At 70.1% G+C, this 16,120-nt stretch carries 16 protein-coding genes; 5 read left to right on the forward strand and 11 right to left on the reverse strand.

All coding sequences use genetic code 11. The features are described from left to right. Positions 1-67: 67 nt before the first annotated feature. Entirely contained in the window at positions 68-3,070 is a 3,003-nt protein-coding gene (locus ATL42_RS07665; RefSeq protein WP_098454843.1) for a glycosyl hydrolase, read from the reverse strand. Between the two features lie 216 nt (positions 3,071-3,286). On the opposite strand from ATL42_RS07665, the gene ATL42_RS07670 reads away from it, so the two are divergent. Next, the gene (locus ATL42_RS07670; RefSeq protein ID WP_098454844.1) at positions 3,287-3,856 is read left to right on the forward strand and encodes an NUDIX hydrolase family protein; all 570 of its coding nucleotides are present in this window, start codon (positions 3,287-3,289) and stop codon (positions 3,854-3,856) included. Between the two features lie 24 nt (positions 3,857-3,880). Here the strand turns inward: ATL42_RS07670 and ATL42_RS07675 are convergent, their stop codons facing one another. Beyond that, the gene (locus tag ATL42_RS07675; protein ID WP_098454845.1) at positions 3,881-5,506 is read right to left on the reverse strand and encodes an ATP-binding cassette domain-containing protein; all 1,626 of its coding nucleotides are present in this window, start codon (positions 5,504-5,506) and stop codon (positions 3,881-3,883) included. A 31-nt stretch (positions 5,507-5,537) separates the two neighbouring features. Here ATL42_RS07675 and ATL42_RS07680 point away from each other — a divergent pair, with 31 nt between their 5' ends. Further along, positions 5,538-5,987 (forward strand): DUF3054 domain-containing protein, encoded by a 450-nt coding sequence (locus ATL42_RS07680; RefSeq protein WP_211281789.1) that lies wholly within the window; start codon positions 5,538-5,540, stop codon positions 5,985-5,987. Here ATL42_RS07680 and rdgB read toward each other — a convergent pair. The 6 genes from rdgB to clpS form a co-directional block, all read right to left on the reverse strand. Beyond that, entirely contained in the window at positions 5,923-6,573 is a 651-nt protein-coding gene (gene rdgB / locus ATL42_RS07685; protein ID WP_245862287.1) for an RdgB/HAM1 family non-canonical purine NTP pyrophosphatase, read from the reverse strand. The two genes, ATL42_RS07680 and rdgB, sit on opposite strands and share 65 nt — an antisense overlap. Positions 6,574-6,625: 52 nt before the next feature. Continuing rightward, positions 6,626-7,429, reverse strand: a complete 804-nt coding sequence (locus tag ATL42_RS07690; protein ID WP_098454846.1) for an MBL fold metallo-hydrolase — start codon at positions 7,427-7,429, stop codon at positions 6,626-6,628. Then, positions 7,426-8,232, reverse strand: coding sequence for a glutamate racemase (gene murI / locus ATL42_RS07695; protein WP_098454847.1), 807 nt, complete (start codon positions 8,230-8,232; stop codon positions 7,426-7,428). The genes ATL42_RS07690 and murI overlap by 4 nt, the downstream gene beginning before the upstream one ends. A 150-nt stretch (positions 8,233-8,382) precedes the next feature. Further along, positions 8,383-8,538 carry a hypothetical protein gene (locus ATL42_RS16410; protein WP_169925364.1) on the reverse strand — a complete coding sequence of 52 codons (156 nt, stop codon included), beginning with the start codon at positions 8,536-8,538 and terminating at the stop codon, positions 8,383-8,385. A gap of 127 nt (positions 8,539-8,665) precedes the next feature. Then, on the reverse strand, positions 8,666-9,484 hold the full coding sequence (locus tag ATL42_RS07700; protein WP_169925365.1) for a DUF2017 family protein: 819 nt from the start codon (positions 9,482-9,484) through the stop codon (positions 8,666-8,668). Then, on the reverse strand, positions 9,484-9,753 hold the full coding sequence (clpS, locus tag ATL42_RS07705) for an ATP-dependent Clp protease adapter ClpS (RefSeq protein WP_245862288.1): 270 nt from the start codon (positions 9,751-9,753) through the stop codon (positions 9,484-9,486). Before clpS ends, ATL42_RS07700 begins: the two co-directional genes overlap by 1 nt. Before the next feature lie 74 nt (positions 9,754-9,827). Here clpS and ATL42_RS07710 point away from each other — a divergent pair, with 74 nt between their 5' ends. Continuing rightward, positions 9,828-11,150 (forward strand): nicotinate phosphoribosyltransferase, encoded by a 1,323-nt coding sequence (locus ATL42_RS07710; protein WP_098454850.1) that lies wholly within the window; start codon positions 9,828-9,830, stop codon positions 11,148-11,150. A 35-nt stretch (positions 11,151-11,185) separates the two neighbouring features. On the opposite strand, the gene ATL42_RS07715 is transcribed toward ATL42_RS07710, so the two are convergent. From ATL42_RS07715 to ATL42_RS07725, 3 genes are read right to left on the reverse strand one after another with little or no spacing between them, the layout of a single operon-like run. Continuing rightward, complete coding sequence (locus ATL42_RS07715; protein WP_098456422.1) at positions 11,186-12,988, reverse strand: DEAD/DEAH box helicase; 1,803 nt, start codon at positions 12,986-12,988, stop codon at positions 11,186-11,188. A gap of 44 nt (positions 12,989-13,032) precedes the next feature. Beyond that, positions 13,033-13,374, reverse strand: a complete 342-nt coding sequence (locus tag ATL42_RS07720) for a DUF3039 domain-containing protein (protein WP_098454851.1) — start codon at positions 13,372-13,374, stop codon at positions 13,033-13,035. A 22-nt stretch (positions 13,375-13,396) separates the two neighbouring features. After that, a complete protein-coding gene (locus ATL42_RS07725; protein ID WP_098454852.1) occupies positions 13,397-14,554 on the reverse strand; it encodes an ROK family transcriptional regulator in 1,158 nt (385 codons plus the stop codon). A 136-nt stretch (positions 14,555-14,690) separates the two neighbouring features. On the opposite strand from ATL42_RS07725, the gene ATL42_RS07730 reads away from it, so the two are divergent. Together ATL42_RS07730 and ATL42_RS07735 are read left to right on the forward strand one after the other, a co-directional pair. Then, positions 14,691-15,644, forward strand: a complete 954-nt coding sequence (locus ATL42_RS07730; RefSeq protein WP_098454853.1) for a DUF4349 domain-containing protein — start codon at positions 14,691-14,693, stop codon at positions 15,642-15,644. A gap of 43 nt (positions 15,645-15,687) precedes the next feature. Beyond that, complete coding sequence (locus tag ATL42_RS07735) at positions 15,688-16,071, forward strand: RNA-binding S4 domain-containing protein (protein ID WP_098454854.1); 384 nt, start codon at positions 15,688-15,690, stop codon at positions 16,069-16,071. The last annotated feature ends 49 nt before the right edge of the window (positions 16,072-16,120 follow it).

Genomic DNA, 16,120 nt, shown 5'->3' on the forward strand with positions numbered 1-16,120 from the left:
GGATGCTCCCACCGTAAGACAACGGTCGGTGCTGTCCTATTCCCGGACAGCACCGACCGTCGACATGTCAGCCCCCGAACGGCAGGACGACAACGGAGTCGTCGCCGATCCCGAGCGTGCTCGGCGACGAGCCGATAGCGCTCCACACCTCGACGCGCACGGTCCCGTCGACGAGATCACCGAAGGCGCCTCCGGACGATGCCAGACCGCTTGCCTGGGTGTACCGCTCGTACCCGACGACAGGGTCTGTCGCGGCGTAGCGGTACGTCTCCACCCGGTCCCAGGTGCCGTCGCCCGTCAGGTCGAGCGACACCCGGAGCTGGACCGCGTTGGCGACGTGCGCGCCGGAGTCCATCGCGACGTCGAACGCGGTCGTCCCACCGTCGTAGACGCCGTCGACGCCTGTCGCCTCGAACGTCTGCGCCGCGTGCGGGACGCCGTCATAGTTCCCGTCGGCTGCGCTCACCTCGACGGTTCCAGCAGATCCTGGTCCGGTCGCGAGAGCGCCCTGCGCAGCGAGGTAGAGAGTGCCGTCGAAGCCACCGGTCGGAGGGTCCGTCGGGTCGACCGTCGGGTCAGTCGTCGGCGGATCCGTCGGATCGACCGTCGGGTCAGTCGTCGGGTCAGTCGTCGGCGGGTCCGTCGGGTCGGGTCCTGGGTCGGTCCCGACCGCGGCGCCGCCGCTCCAGGTGTGCGCACCCGACGTGGCTGTCTGGCCCGCGCCGACCTGGAGCACGGTCCCGTCGGAGAAGGTCACGTCGAGCGGGGAGGTCCCGCTGTTGGCCGCGACATACGTCCGGGCGCCGTCCTTGACGAAGACCGACGACAGCACGTGGTCGCCGGTCACCGTCGGATCGACGTTCCCGAGCGCCGCGAGGTTCGCGACCCAGTGATAGGTGTGAGCCCGCGACTCCCCTTCCTCGACTCCGTAGCCCGCGCCTGCCTGCAGCTTGGCCAGCGCAGCGTCGCCGTCCCCGAGAGCCAAGAAGCCCCAGAGGATGTCCTGCCAGACGTCGGGCTCGCCGCCACCGTTGGCGACGACCTCTGCGTAGTTCTCCAGCACATAGTCCGGCCGGGTACCCAGGTAGAGGTGGTTACCCGTCAGCGGGAGCATGTTGATGCCCTGGATCATCTCCGGGGCGGCGCTGAACCAGGTCGCGTACGAGCCGCCGTCGCCCCAGACCATGCCGACGGTCGTGTGCGGGAAGTCCTCCGGGAAGGTCTCCCCCGACTCGTTGAACCAGTAGTTCTGGATGGCCGAGGCCTGGGTGGTCCACAGGTAGACGCCTGCGTCCCGGACCTCGTCGTTGCCCGTCGCGTCGCCCCACTGGATGAGCGCCCCAGCGAAGTTCTGTCCTTCGGAGCTCGACTCCTGGTTGTTTCCGGCCCAGAACGCACCGTGTCCGGATGCCCAGTCGTGACCTGCGTAGATGTCGAAGTCGCGCAGGTACGGGAACATCGTCTCGGACCGGTCGTAGCCGTTCGCGTCACGGATGAGCAGGTCGACCATGGACCCGTACTGGCCGTCCGACGCCCACTCGGGGTCGAACTTGGCGAGAGTCGCTGCGGCGGCGATGAAGTACCCGTAGTGGAAGTGGTGGTCGTTGAGCTCGGTGTCCGAGCCGTAGGACCCTGGATACCCGACGAGCGTCCCCCACGCCTCGTTGTAGGCGAAGAGCTTCTCGCTCTCGCCGTCCCCGACGCTGAGCCAGTCCGTGAGGACGTCGCGCATCTGATCGAGGGCGGTGTCACGGACGTCCGTCCGGCCGACCTGGTCGGAGATCTCGGCGATCCGCGCCGCACGTCCGAGCCCCTTGCCCGTCCAGTAGGTGTCGTCGTTGAGGATGAGGACAGGGTCGCTGGCGACCTCGTCGAGATAGGCGTTCAGCTCGTCGAGCCCGGCACCGCTGCCTGTCGCGACGGCTGGGACCTCAGGGAGGACCCCCGTGAACGTCGTCTGGGTGGTGAACGACTCGGCGCCGACCAAGAGGTGCATCGGGCCACGCGGCGAGACATAGGACTCGTCCGAGAGCGAGGCGCCGACGAGGTTCTGCTCCTGGTGCGGGTAGAGCGCCACCACGGTGCCCTCCTGGGCCTCGTAGACGGGCTCCGTGTCGTACGAGTACGTGACCGCGACGTTCGAGTCGCTCTCGTCGTAGACGTAGTCGGCTGTCGTTCCGACGACCTCGGCGTACGCGCTCTGACCGAAGGACTCGGCGTGCTCGAGGCGTGTCGCGTCCGTGTCCTGCGCGGTGGTCGGCAGGACGGCGACAGAGAAGAAGTCGTCTCCGGCGAGGTCGCTGCTGATCTCCTGGCCGGAGACGGTCCAGCCGGCGCTGGGTGGTGCGTAGGCCACGTAGTCGTGGCCGCCGACTGTGAAGCCGACCTGTGCACCGTCGTCGAGCCAGACGTCCGGCGAGCTCGCGACCGTGAGGAGCGCGTCGCCGCCGGTGGCACGGAACGTCGTGATGGGCAGGCCGTGACCGATCGTCGCGGTGAGGGAACGTGTCCCGTCCGACCAGGACGGCGTGACCGTCCAGTCAGACCAGTCCGCGACCTTGACGACGTCTGCGTCGAGGCCGTCGACCCCGGCCACGAGGTCCTCCGAGTACACGTAGTGGTACTCGCCGACCCCACCGGCAGACCCCGAGATGCTCGGAGTGGTGGAGTACGAGATCCCGAGGCCGGTCGCTCCGGGCAGGTACGACGCCGGGTGCGCGTGCAGCGGCTCGCTGTACTGACAGTTGAACTTCTTGAACACGAGGGACGACCACCAGTCGTTGGTGGGGATCGGCCCGGCGGGCGCATCGTCGGTGAGGAACTGGCGAGGGTTCGTCGCCAGGTCTCCGCAGCCTTCCGGCAACGGTCCGACAGCGTCCGTCGTGTATCCACCGGCGCCGAGCGGCGTGACCTCAGCGGCAGCAGCGGGGCTCGTGAGCGAGAGCGCGAGCCCGCACGAGACGGTGACGGCGAGCAGCGCTCGTACCGGACGAACCGGGCGAGGCCGTCCGTCGCGGACCGGATCGGTTTGGTGAGGCAGCTCATCGTTCTGGCGTACGGCGATATGCATACCGGTCTCCTTTGACCAGGTGGTGTGCAGGAAGGGACATCGCGGTCCCCTACGGCGCTCTGCCACTGTGAGAGCGCTCCCAGGTCCGCGACCTTACGCCGCGATTACCGAGGCGTCTATTCGGTGGGGGCTCCATCAGACCCCGCGGGCGATGTCACAACCCGTCCTGCGCGCGCCCTGTGGCACCGTCCGTGCAGGTCGGGATACAACTGTGGGGTGACCGACACCGCAGACTTTCCTCCCCGAGACTTCAACCACGACGACTCTCAGCCCGCAGGATGGATGAGCGACGAGGAGATGGCCGTCGCACGGCGCCAGATGCCGATCGTCTACGTCGACGCGGTGCCCGTCCGGGTGGACGACTCCGGCGACGTGGTGAGCGTGGGCCTCCTCCTGCGCGCGTCCCGCGAAGGCGTGATGAGCCGCGCGCTCGTCTCCGGTCGTGTGCGGTATCACGAACGCATCCGCGACGCGCTCCTGCGCCACATCGAGAAGGACCTCGGCCCCGTCGCCCTGCCGCAGATCCCACCGTCGCCGCAGCCGTTCACGGTCGCCGAGTACTTCCCCACGCCCGGCATCACGCAGTACCACGACCCACGCCAGCACGCGGTCTCCCTCGCGTACGTCGTCCCGGTGCGAGGCGACTGCCGCCCGCAGCAGGACGCACTCGATCTCGCGTGGCTCTCGCCCGAGCAGGCGTGCAGCGAGGGCGTGCAGGCCGAGATGTACGGCGGACAGGGCGTCCTGCTGCGCCAGGCGATGGCGTTCGTCGGTCGTCTCGGCTGAGCCGGGCGGCACAGACGACCTGCCTCAGAGCTCGAGGCGCGGCCAGTCGTGCAGGTCCTCTTGCATGCGCCGATCGTGCGTCGCGACGACGACCGCCGCAGGAGTGACCCGCAGCGCCCGGGTCAGGTCGTCCACCAGGTCGATCGAGAGGTGGTTGGTCGGCTCGTCGAGGAACAGCACGTGCGGCGCAGCCAGGAGCGCGCACGCAAGATCCAGCCTGCGGCGCTGGCCCACGGAGAGCTCCTTCACCGGTCGGTCGAGATCCTCTTCAGAGAGGATGCCGAGGAAGGCGACCGGGACGAGCTGCTCGGGATCGAGCGCTCCGCGCTCGAGGAGCCGCAGGGCCAGCGCCGCGTACTCGTCGAAACCCGAGGCGTCGTCTCCTCGACGGACAGATCCTTCCTGAGCGACCACGCCGAGCCGGGCGTCTGGCAGGACCGCCCGGTATCCCCGGTCGAGCGCGACGGTCCCGGCGAGCGCCGCGAGCAGCGTCGACTTGCCAGCGCCGTTCACGCCGGTGAGGAGCAGGCGCCCCGAGGGCGGCACCATGATCCGCGCCCCAGGAAGATCGATCCGTGCCCGACCTCCCTCGCCGTCCACCCGCGGGTTCCGGACGTCCACGACCGGTGACCCAGGGTCCCACCCTGGTCGCATCGCCGGAAGGTCCGGGAAGTGCAGCGCCGGAGGCGGCGGCGGGATGTCGACAGCCTCCGCCTTGAGCTTCTCGACGAGCCGGTCGGCGGCTTTGACGTGGGTGCGGGCCCGCGTCGCCCGGCGGTTCTTCTGCGAGCCCTTGGGCGGCCGCCACTCGTCCGAGAGCCCCTCGTACGTGAGATCGAGCCGGCGCGCGAGCTGCTCCGCGCGCTGCGTCTCCGCCCGGAAGCGCTGGCGCCACCGGTGCAGCGCCTGGTTCTTCACGAAGCGGTAGCCGACGTACCCGGGCTGCCCGTAGAGGACCGGGCGACCGTCGACGGACGGGTCGAGATCGAGGATCGCCGTCGCGACGTCGTCGAGCAGCTGCCGGTCGTGGGTGACGATGACGACTGCGCCGCCCCAGGCGCACAGCTCACGGGTGAGGAAGTCGATGCCCGCGCGGTCGAGGTGGTTCGTCGGTTCGTCGAGCAGGAGGATGTCGGCACGCTCCGCAAGCCGGCACGCGAGCCGGACCCGGAACCTCTCCCCGACCGAGAGCGTCTCGAGGAGGCGGTCGGCCTCGCGGCACGCGCCGAGCCGTGACAGCGCGACCCCGACCCGCCGGTCGGCGTCCCACGCACCGAGGTGCTCCGTGCGCGCGAGGATCGAGGCGAAGTCGGAGAGCGAACCGCTCCCGTGGTCGAACGACGCGGCCGCGTCCTCGAGATCGGCGGCCGCTCGACGGACCTCGGCCAACGACTCGCGCACGAGGTCACCGACCGTCTGTCCCGGAGCCACCACGAGCTCCTGCGCGACGACGGACCGCGTACCGACCACACGGACAGCACCGCTCATCGGCACGAGCTCGTCGGAGAGCAGGCGGAGCAGCGTCGTCTTTCCGGACCCGTTCTCACCGACGATCGCGAGCCGTTGCCCGCTGGACACGCGCAGCGTCACGTCGGCGATCACCGGTCGTCCCGGGTAGCCGAAGGACAGTCGGTCGGTCGTCAGATGCACCCCGCCACGATACGCGCGGTACGGTCGGGAGGTGCTGACCCCTCGCAGATCGACTCTTCTCGTCGACGTCGTGTGCGTCCTCGTCTTCGCCGCAGCAGGCCGGTCGTCCCACGCGGAGCACGCGTCGATCGTGGGGCTGCTGACGACGGCGTGGCCGTTCCTCGTCGGGCTCGGCCTCGCGACGGTCCTCGCCGACGCGCTCGCGCGCCGGTGGCCCCGCAGCGACGGCCAGCGCGGTCCGCTCGCGATCCTGCCGTGGGGCTGGACCGTTCCCGTCGTCACGTGGGCGGTCGCCATGGGTCTGCGGACAGTGTCCGGTCACGGCGTGAGCGGTGCGTTCCCCCTCGTCGCCCTGGGATTCCTCGTCCTCGTGCTCCTCGGGTGGCGCGTCGCCGTCACGGCGGTCCGGTCCGCGATCAGGCGCCGAGGACCTCAGCGATCCGAGGCGCCAGTGCTCGGAACGCCTGGCCGCGGTGACTGATCGCGTTCTTCTCCGCAGGTGAGAGCTCGGCGCACGAGCGCACCTCGCCTGCCGGGCGCAGGATCGGGTCGTAGCCGAAGCCGCCCGCGCCGCGCGGGGCGGCGAGCAGGACCCCGACGAGCGCCCCGACCTCTACGGTCTCGTCGCCGTCCGGCGTGACGAGCGCTGCAGCGCACACGAAGCGCGCGCCGCGGTGCTCCTCGCGGACGTCGACGAGCTGCGCTAGGAGGAGGTCGAGGTTGGCACGGTCGTCGCCGTGACGCCCCGACCATCGTGCCGAGAAGATCCCGGGCGCTCCGCCGAGGACGTCGACAGCGAGCCCCGAGTCGTCTGCGACAGCAGGCAGGCCGGTGGCCCGGGCGAGCACTCTCGCCTTGAGGAGCGCGTTCTCCGCGAACGTCAGCCCGTCCTCGACCGGCGGTGCGATGTCGAAGGCACCTGCACCGACCACGTCCTCGGGAACGAGCCCGGGTACGGCACCGCTCTGAAGGAGGATCGCCCGGAGCTCCCCGACCTTGTGCTCGTTGTGCGTCGCCAGGACGAGTCGCGCTCGGTCCGGCGCGGTGGGCGCGATCTGGTCAGGCACAGGGCTCTCCTCGTGTCGGCGGGTGGTGTCGGCGGGCGATGTCAGTGCGGGGTCACAGGACGTGGACGGCGCCCTGCACGGCCAGGTCGACCGCCCCGGTGTACACGCTGCGGGCCTCAGCGAGCGAGACCTCGGGGTCGTTCCACGCGGGGACGTGGGTGAGCAGGAGCCGCGCAGCGCCCGCCTCCTGCGCGACGAGGCCTGCTCGTCGGCCCGTGAGGTGGATGCCACGCACCGTGTCGCGCCCCTCGACGAAGGCAGCCTCCGCGAGGAAGAGGTCGACCCCGGCTGCGAGCCCCACGAGGGCAGGGCAGCTGTCGGTGTCGCCGGTGTAGGCCAGGGTCGCGCGTGTGCCCGGGGCTGTGGTGCTCGGTCCGGTCACCCTGAATCCGTAGGCCTGGACGGGATGCTCGACGACGAACGGCTCGATCTCGAGAGGCCCCACGGAGACGCGGACGCCGGGCTCCCACGCTGCGAAGGCGAGCTGGCCCGTCATCCGCTCGTCCGCAGGCAGACCGTACGCCTCGGCGACGCGCGACTCGGTGTCAGACGGGCCGTGCACGGGAGTCGGCCGGAGCGACGCGTCCCGCTCTGATCCGCGGACGGGGTGGTACTTGCGATACACGTAGTACCCGCACAGGTCCGCGAAGTGGTCAGGGTGCGTATGGGTGATCGCGACCGCGTCGACGTCGAACGGGTCGAGGATCTGCTGCAGGGCCCCGAGCGAGCCGCTCCCGAGATCGAGGAGGAGGGACCAGGTCCGACCAGCGGCGTCGTCCGCCTGCACGAGGTAGCACGACGCGGGTGACGACGGGGAGGGGAACGAGCCGGCCATCCCGACGATCGTCAGCTTCATACGATCGATTCCACCATGAGAACCTCAGGTCCGAGGAATCGGCGCGCCAGGCCAGAGAACGTCGCGGTGTCGCCTGTCGACTGGAAGCGGTGCGCCGGAGGTCCTGCAGTGAGCGCGCGCTCGAGGTCGTGCGCGACGAGCGTCTTGTAGACGTCCTTCGCCGTCTCCTCAGCACTGGAGACGAGCGTCACACCGTCGCCCATGACGTACGAGATGGCCCCGGTGAGCAAGGGGTAGTGGGTGCAGCCGAGGATGAGGGTGTCCACCCCTGCGTCCCGGATCGGATCGAGGTACCGGTGCGCGACCTCGAGCACCTGCGGTCCGGCCGTCACCCCTGCTTCGACGAGCTCGACGAAGTCCGGGCACGCCATGGGCGTCACGTGCAGGCCGGGCGCGACCGCGAGGGCGTCCTCGTAGGCACGCGACTCGATGGTCGCCCGCGTCCCGATCACCCCGACGCGCCCTGTCCTCGTCGCGGCGACGGCACGCCGGGCTGCCGGCAGGATGACCTCGACGACCGGGATCCCGTGCTTGATCGTGTACCGCTCACGCGCGTCCCGCAAGACGGCGGCGGACGCGCTGTTGCACGCGATGACGAGCATCTTGACGCCCTCGGCCACGAGAGAGTCCATGATGTCGAGCGCAAGGGAACGGACCGTGGCCAGGGGCTGGGGTCCGTAGGGGGAATGGAGCGTGTCCCCGATGTAGTGGATGGACTCGTTAGGGAGCTGGTCGAGGATCGACCGAGCAACGGTCAGTCCTCCCACACCGGAGTCAAAGATGCCGATCGGAGCGTCGTTCACCCCCAGAGACTATCGCTGAGGACCCCCGCCACATAAAAAAGCATCGGCCCGCACGGTGTCCGTGCGGGCCGACGCCCAATGTCTGTGACCCTGCGCGATCTCAGCCCGAGGGCTTCGTCATCGGGCTGCTGGATCAGCGGGAGAGGTGAGCTAGATTCTCGACTTGCCGCGGCCGACCACGCCGAGGATCAGGCTGACGACAAGGACGATGATTCCGATCCAGATGAGGAACTTCGCGGCTTCGACGGCAACGCCGAAGACGAGAAGGACAACGCCGACGATCAGGATGAGCAGCCATGAAGGCATGGGGATCCTCTTCTCATTCGTTCCCCGGTGCGGAGTGTCCGCGGTGGGGCGATGAACTTCATCCTGGCAGGACCTTGACAAGTGCGCATCTTGAGGGGAGGACCAATTTTTCTGAGCGCCCTGCTCGCTACCGACGCCCTCGGCTCGCGCGGTAGTCCCGCAGCAGGCAGTCGGTCAACGACTCTTGGAGATACCCAGCGAGCAGGAAGACAGACCCGAGAAAGATGCGTGGACCAGAGAACTCGGCGGAGTCGTCGGGGTGCAGGTGCTCTTCGCCGGAGAGCATCGCGTCGACCTGATCGTCGTCGACGTCCCTGCTCGTCCTCGCGGCGTCGAGGGCATCGTCCGTCGCACCGACCGGCTCCGGACCAGACGGGTCGCCCCACGTCGCGGTCACCGCGTCGTAGAGGTCTTGCGAGTCGTCGTCGGTCCGCAGGTCGAGCCGTTCCCCGATGACGAGCCGGATGTCCGCCAGCGCGCCGGCGATGGCCTCGGCCTCCTCGTGGAGGACGACGAACTCGAGCTGACGTTCCTCGTCCGACGACGGAGCGGCCTCGAGCAGCAGCTGCGCGAAGAGCAGGAGACGCTCCACCTTCGTCTGGCGGAGGTCGTCGTCGGTGAACCGCCGGAACTCCCGAGCGATCTCGGGGTCGCTCGACGCGTCGGGGAGGAGTCGGCGCACAGCAGGATCGGTGGGCGGGCGCACCGGCTCGTCGTCGAGCCCGTCGAAGAGCTCGCGCAGGCCGTCGGTCGGCTCGTCCGTCGGCTCGCCTTCGGCCTCGTGGCCGTCCTCGTCGACGTCGACGTCACCGAAGACACCCTCCTCGCCGCCGAGGAGCTCCACCACGTCACCGGTCACCTGGGCGAGGACCAGCCGCTCAGGGGTGGAGAGGCCCGCGACGTACACGCGTTCCTCGTCGTCGCTCGTCTCAAATGGCCGGACCACTAGTCCCCGCTCCGTTGCATCGTCGCCCACAGTCCGAAGGAGTGCATCGCACGCACGTCCATCTCGACCTTTTCTCGACCTCCGGTGGACACGACCGCGTTGCCGTCCTCGTGCACCTGGAGCATGAGGCGGTGGGCCTTGCGCTCGGAGTACCCGAAGTAGCTCTCGAACACGTACGCGACGTAGTTCATGAGGTTGATCGGGTCGTTCCACACGAGCGTGACCCATGGCTCGGCACCCTGAGCATCGGCATCGACGTGGGTGGCCACGTCGGAACTCGTCCTGACATTCACGGAACCACTGTAGGGCCTCGCTCGGGCGCCGGTGCCCTACCGTTGGGCGCATGGGTACAGCACTGCTCACCGACAGGTACGAACTCACCATGCTCCAGGCCGCGCTGGCCGACGGCACCGCGGACCGCCACTGCGTGTTCGAGGTCTTCACACGACGGCTGCCGTCGTGGCGCCGGTACGGCGTCCTCGCCGGGACCGGGCGGGTGCTGGAGCTGCTCCCGACCTTCCGGTTCGAGGCCGACGACCTCGAGTGGCTCGCCCAGGCACGGGTCGTCGACGACCGCACGCTCGACTACCTCGCGGGGTACCGCTTCACCGGTGAGATCCGCGGATACGCGGAAGGAGAAGCCTTTTTTCCCTCCAGCCCGGTCATGGTCGTCGAAGGCACGTTCGCTGAAGCAGTCCTCCTCGAGACGCTCGTGCTCTCCGTCCTCAACTACGACTCCGCCGTCGCGTCGGCAGCGTCTCGCATGACGAGCGCAGCGGCCGGCCGCCCCTGCCTCGAGATGGGATCGCGTCGCGCGCACGAGCGGGCCGCCGTCGCGGCGGCCCGCGCGGCGTTCGTCGCCGGGTTCGCTGGCACGTCCAACCTCGAGGCTGGACGACGTTACGGCCTCGCGACGATCGGGACCGCCGCGCACGCTTTCACCCTCTTGCACGACGACGAGACGAACGCATTCCGTTCCCAGGTCGCGTCCGCAGGCTCGTCGACGACCCTTCTCGTCGACACCTACGACGTCACCCGAGGGGTCGAGCGCGCGATCCAGGTGGCTGGGACCGGCCTCGGCGCAGTCCGGCTCGACTCCGGCGACCTCGGTGTCCAGGCTGTCGAGGTCCGCCGACAGCTCGACCAGCTCGGGGCGACCGGCACCCGGATCACCGTGACGTCTGATCTCGACGAGTACGCGATCGCTTCCCTCGCCGCGTCGCCGGTCGACTCGTACGGGGTCGGCACCAAGCTCGTCACGGGGTCGGGTGCCCCGACGTGCGGGATGGTCTACAAGCTTGTCGCCCGCGAGGGTGCCTCCGGCGAGCTCGAGCCGGTGGCGAAGACCTCAGCCTCGAAGACGAGCGTGGGCGGGCGCAAGTCGGCTGCACGCCAGATCGGCGACGACGGCAGGGCCGTCGCCGAGGTGATCGTCGACGGTCCCGCCGACCAGGTCGCAGCCTGGGTCTCCGACTCCGCCGACCTGCGTCCGCTGCACCAGCCGCTCGTCACCGACGGCGTCGTCGACTCTCGCTGGGTCGGAGCACCCGGGGTGCGCGCCGCCGCCGACCGCCACCAGAGGTCGCGCGACGAGCTCCCTCGCGGAGCCCGTCGCCTCTCGACCGGAGACGTCGCGATCCCCACGACGACGCTCACGCTCGACTGAGCAGTGGCGGTCCGGCGCTCAGCCGCGCCGGACCGTCACTTCTTCCCGACGAACCAACCGCGCACGACCTCGACCCGTGCGGTGAGCTGGTCGACGCTCGCCAGCGGCACCTCGGGGCCGCCGCTGCGCCTGCGCAGCTCGTTGTGCACGGACCCGTGCGGCTGACCGGTGCGCCGCGCCCACGCGGAGACGAGCTGGGACAGCTCTTTCCGCAGGTCCGCCGCACGCCGGTGCTCGAGCTCGCTGCGCTCTGCGGCCTTCTGGACGGACCGGCTCTTGCCGCTCAGCTGGCTCGCCTGGTGCTGCTTGAGCAACGTCGTGACCTGGTCCACGTCGAGAAGACCTGGCAGGCCGAGGAAGTCGAGCTCCTCGTCCGACCCGATGTCTGCGCCCGTCCCGAACTCGCCCCCGTCGAAGAGCACGCGGTCGAACGAGGCCTGCGCCTCGAGCATCTCAAAGGACCCCTGCTCCCCCAGGCCGTCAGACGCCTTCGAGTCCCGGTTCGCGGCCGCCATCAGGGCGTCCTCGGGGTTGTACATGTCCCCTGACTCTGCTGCGCTCAGCGGCTTGTCGAGCGCATGGTCCCGCTCGAGCTCGAGGCTGTTCGCCAGCCCGACGAGGTTCGCGACGCTCGGCAAGAAGACCGAGGCCGTCTCTCCTCGGCGGCGGGCTCGGACGAACCGGCCGACCGCCTGGGCGAAGTAGAGGGGCGTCGCGGTCGACGTCGCATAGACACCGACCGCCAGGCGTGGGACGTCGACGCCCTCGGACACCATCCGGACAGCGACCATCCAGCGCTGGTCGCCGTCGGCGAAGTCGTCGATGCGCTTGCTCGCGCCCTCGTCGTCGGAGAGCACCACCGTCGGGGACTGTCCGGTGATCCGGGCCAGGTGACCCGCGTAGGCGCGCGCGTCGGTCTGGTCTGTCGCGATGACGAGCCCGCCTGCGTCAGGGACGGTCCGTCGGACCTCGGCGAGGCGCTTGTCGGCTGCCGCGAGCACCGACGGGATCCACTCGCCGTTCGCGTCCAGCGCGGTGCGCCACGCCTGGCTCGACATGTCCTTGGTCATGGACTCGCCGAGACGAGCGCTCACCTCGTCGCCGGCACGCGTGCGCCAGCGCATCTGCCCCGAGTAGGTGAGGAAGATCACGGGACGGACCACGCCGTCGCGCAACGCGTCGCCGTACCCGTACGTGTAGTCCGCTGCCGACCGGCGGATGCCGTCCGGACCACGCTCGTACGTGACGAACGGGATCGCGGCCGTGTCCGACCGGAAAGGGGTCCCGGTCAGCGCGAGCCGACGCGTCGCCCCCTCGAAGGCCTCGCGGACCGCGTCGCCCCAGGACAGCGCGTCGCCGCCGTGGTGCACCTCGTCGAGGATGACGAGGGTCGGTCCGGCAGTCGTCCGAGCGGCGTGGAGCGCCGGGTTCGCCGCGATCTGGGCGTACGTGAGCGCCACGCCGTCATAGTGCGCGGCGTGCTTGCCCTGGCTGTTCTTGAAGTTCGGGTCGATGCGGACGCCGACGCGAGCTGCCGCGTCAGCCCACTGGTGCTTGAGGTGCTCGGTCGGGGCGACGACGGTGATCCGGCGGACCACGCCGCGCTCGAGGAGATCGGTCGCGATCCGCAGAGCGAACGTCGTCTTGCCTGCGCCTGGCGTCGCCACGGCGAGAAAGTCCTTCGGGCTCTGCTCGCGATACTGGTCGAGCGCTGCCGCCTGCCAGGCGCGCAGCTTCGACGCGGTGCCCCACGGAGCACGGACCGGGAAGGTCGGTGAGAGGTGCGACGCCGCCGCCGAGGACGCCGCCTGCGGGACGGGCGCCGCCGGTGGTCTCAACGGGCTGCCGGCTGGTGTACCGGTGTGCTGGTCCTGCTCGGAGGTCACGTGCCGCTGTCGCCTGAGCCCGAGCCGGGCTCGTCGTCCTGCGGCTTGCGAAGACCGTCGTAGATCTCCTGGCAGATCGGGCAGACCGGGAACTTCTTCGGGTCGCGACCCGGCACCCAGACCTTCCCGCACAGGGCGATGACCGGCTTGCCGCTCAGTGCCGAGTCCATGATCTTGTTCTTGCGGACGTAGTGCGCGAAGCGCTCGTGGTCGCCCGGCTCGACCTCTTCACGCGTCTCGCTGCGTTCGAGGACGCTGGTCGACGTGCCGGTGCCGGAGTCTCCCGGGTTGTCGAACGGATCGAGGGGTCCGGTGCTCATCGACGGGGATTCGTTCATAGGTGCGAGTCTACGTGCGGCCTCAAGAGACCCCCAACTGCCGCGCGAGGACTGCTGCCACCGCGCCTGCCAGGACGTCGTCCTGCGGACGGACAGCCATCCGGACCCGGAAGTCGTTCCCGATCGCCGCCATCGTGCGGTCTTGGACGGTCTGCTGAGCGGTCTCTCGCACGATCCCGTCGAGGAGGTCGACCGGTCCGCTGAGCACCACCTCAGCCAGGTTGAGCGTGGCGACGACCGGGGCCAGAGCGGTGCCCAGGAGCGTTCCGACCTCCGCTCGCACCTGCGTGCCCGCCCCCTCGTCGAGCCCCACGAGGCGTGCGCGGAGCGCACTGGCCGACAGCACCGTCTCGAGACAGCCTGTCCGCCCGCAGTGGCACTCGAGACCTCCTTCCTCGACCACACGGACGTGACCGATCTCACCGGCTGCGTCCCCGTGGCCGCGGACCTGGACACCGTCGAGGACGACGCCCGCGCCGACCCCCTCGCGGACCATGAGCACCATGAGACCTGCGCCGTCAGCACCGCCGTAGGTGAACTCGCTGAGGACGGTCGCGTTCGCGTCGTTGACCACGTGGACAGGCAGCCCGAGCGCCTCGGTGAGACGCTCGCCGAGCGCGACACCGAACCACCCACGGCTCGGTGCCTGCGTGACGTCACCGGTAGCGGTGATGACTCCTGGCGCCGCGATCCCCACACCGATGACCGGCCGTGTCGCTGCCGCGACGAGCAGCCGTGCGAAGCGGGTGACGAACCCGACGAGCTCGTCGCCGGTCCGACCGTCGATCGGCAACGACCGCCGGACGACGAACTCGCCCGTGAGGTCGACGACGCCCCCGATGAGGTCCGGGCCCGTCCCCACATCGATCGTGACGACCTGGAAGGCTGTGAACCGCAGCCCCAAGAGGATCGCCGGCTTCCCGACGCGTCCCTCCATCCGGGTCCCCAGCTCCTCGACCAGACCCGCGGCCAGGAGGACCGTCACGAGGTCGGAGATCGTCACCCGGGTCAGGCCGGTCGCGCGCGCGAGGTCTGCACGGGACGTGTGCCCCTCGTGGAACAGGTGCTTGAGCACCAGAGCACGGTTGTGCGCGCGGGCATGCTCCGGAAGCACCTTGTCGCTCGGTCGCAGAGCAGCGGTGGCTGCCCGCCACCCCCCGTCGACCCCCTCGTCCCCCATAGTTCCCAGTGGACCGGCCACCGGGAGCCGTGTCAAGGCGCCTCGCACGCCACCCCACGTCACATCTCGCTCACGGTACGGTCACGAACCGGTCATCCGGCCCTGTCGTGCGGACGCTCCTGCCTAGGCTCGGACGATGACCCGTCCGCTGGCCGCTTCTCGTCGCCCTTCCACCGTGCCCCGCCTCCTCGTCGTCTTCACCTCCGGGCTCGTCGCCGCAGGCCTCCTCGCGGGCTGTTCGAGCAGCGGCACGCAGGACAGCGCGTCCGTGGCGCAGGAGGTCGACCAGCAGGCCGTCGGCGGCGTGGACGGCCTGGCTGCCGATGCTGCAGCCAGCGCCAGCGACGCCCGCAGCGTCGTCGAGACCACCCAGCAGATGGTGACCACGGGCACCGTGGAGGTCGTCGTCGACGACCCGGTCGCCGCAGCCGAGGAGATCAGCGCGCTCGTCGAGCAGGCCGGAGGACGGACCGAGCAGCGCAACCAGCAGGTACGCACCGAGACGTCCGAGCCGCGCGCCGACCTCACCGTGCGCGTCCCCGCCGACAAGGTCACCCCGACGATCACCGCGCTGGGCGACGTCGGGACCGTCGAGGCGACCCGCATCAGCTCGACCGACGTCGGCGGGCAGGCCCGCGACCTCGACGCGCGGATCAAGGCGCTCCAGACCTCCACGACCCGGCTCGAGACCCTCATGAGCACCGCTGAGACGACCGCAGACCTGCTCGACGCAGAATCCACCCTCACCGCACGCCAGGGCGACCTCGAGAGCCTCCAGGCACAGCTCAACGCGCTCGCCGACCAGGTCGACCTCTCGACCCTCGTCATCACGCTGACGACCGAGCCGACCACGCCCGACACCGAGACCCCGACGTTCTGGGAGGCGCTCGCCACCGGGTGGGGCGCGCTCGTGGCCACCGCGACGACGGTCGTCGTCATCGTCGGTGTCCTGCTCCCGTGGCTGGCGACGCTGGCGGTGATCGCGCTCCTCGTCCGCTGGCTGGTCCGTCGGCTGCGCACACGCCGCACGATGGTGCCCTCGCCGCAGCCACGAGACCCTGCCCGACCGCCGAGCGACATGCACGCGTAGCCTGAGCACCCAGGCAGGTCACACCCGCGAACAGGAGCCCACCGTGCACGACGCAGGAACGCACGCGCGCGTGGACAGCTGGGTCTGGGCGGTCCGCCTCTTCCGCACCCGCACGCTCGCGTCCGCCGCGTGCCGCGCCGGCCACGTGAAGGTCAACGGAGAGAAGGCAAAGGCCGCGACCTCGGTGCGGGTCGGGGACGAGGTCCGCGTCCGCGGCGACGGCCCCGAGCGGATCGTCGACGTCTCCCGGATCGTCGTCAAGCGGGTGGGCGCGACGGTCGCCGCCGAGTGCCTCGTCGACCGCTCACCACCGCCTCCGACCCGCGAAGAGGTGGCGGCAGTCCCCTATCGTGACCGCGGCGCTGGTCGGCCGACCAAACGAGAGCGCCGCCAGATCGACGAGATGCGGGGGCGCCACGGCGTCTAGGTCTCGTGCCCCGCTGAACCATCAGGACGGTCGGCTCTGTCGGAGCGGA

It is taken from the genome of Sanguibacter antarcticus, assembly GCF_002564005.1.
GTDB classification, from domain to species: domain Bacteria; phylum Actinomycetota; class Actinomycetes; order Actinomycetales; family Cellulomonadaceae; genus Sanguibacter; species Sanguibacter antarcticus.

Bases quoted from the DNA above. Each gene is read 5' to 3' on its own strand.
- ATL42_RS07710 (WP_098454850.1), top strand. From the start codon at position 9,828: ATGGGTACAGCACTGCTCACCGACAGGTACGAACTCACCATGCTCCAG.
- ATL42_RS07730 (WP_098454853.1), top strand. From the start codon at position 14,691: ATGACCCGTCCGCTGGCCGCTTCTCGTCGCCCTTCCACCGTGCCCCGC.
- ATL42_RS07720 (WP_098454851.1), bottom strand. From the start codon at position 13,374: ATGAACGAATCCCCGTCGATGAGCACCGGACCCCTCGATCCGTTCGAC.
- ATL42_RS07665 (WP_098454843.1), bottom strand. From the start codon at position 3,070: ATGCATATCGCCGTACGCCAGAACGATGAGCTGCCTCACCAAACCGAT.
- ATL42_RS07690 (WP_098454846.1), bottom strand. From the start codon at position 7,429: ATGAAGCTGACGATCGTCGGGATGGCCGGCTCGTTCCCCTCCCCGTCG.
- ATL42_RS16410 (WP_169925364.1), bottom strand. From the start codon at position 8,538: ATGCCTTCATGGCTGCTCATCCTGATCGTCGGCGTTGTCCTTCTCGTC.
- ATL42_RS07725 (WP_098454852.1), bottom strand. From the start codon at position 14,554: ATGGGGGACGAGGGGGTCGACGGGGGGTGGCGGGCAGCCACCGCTGCT.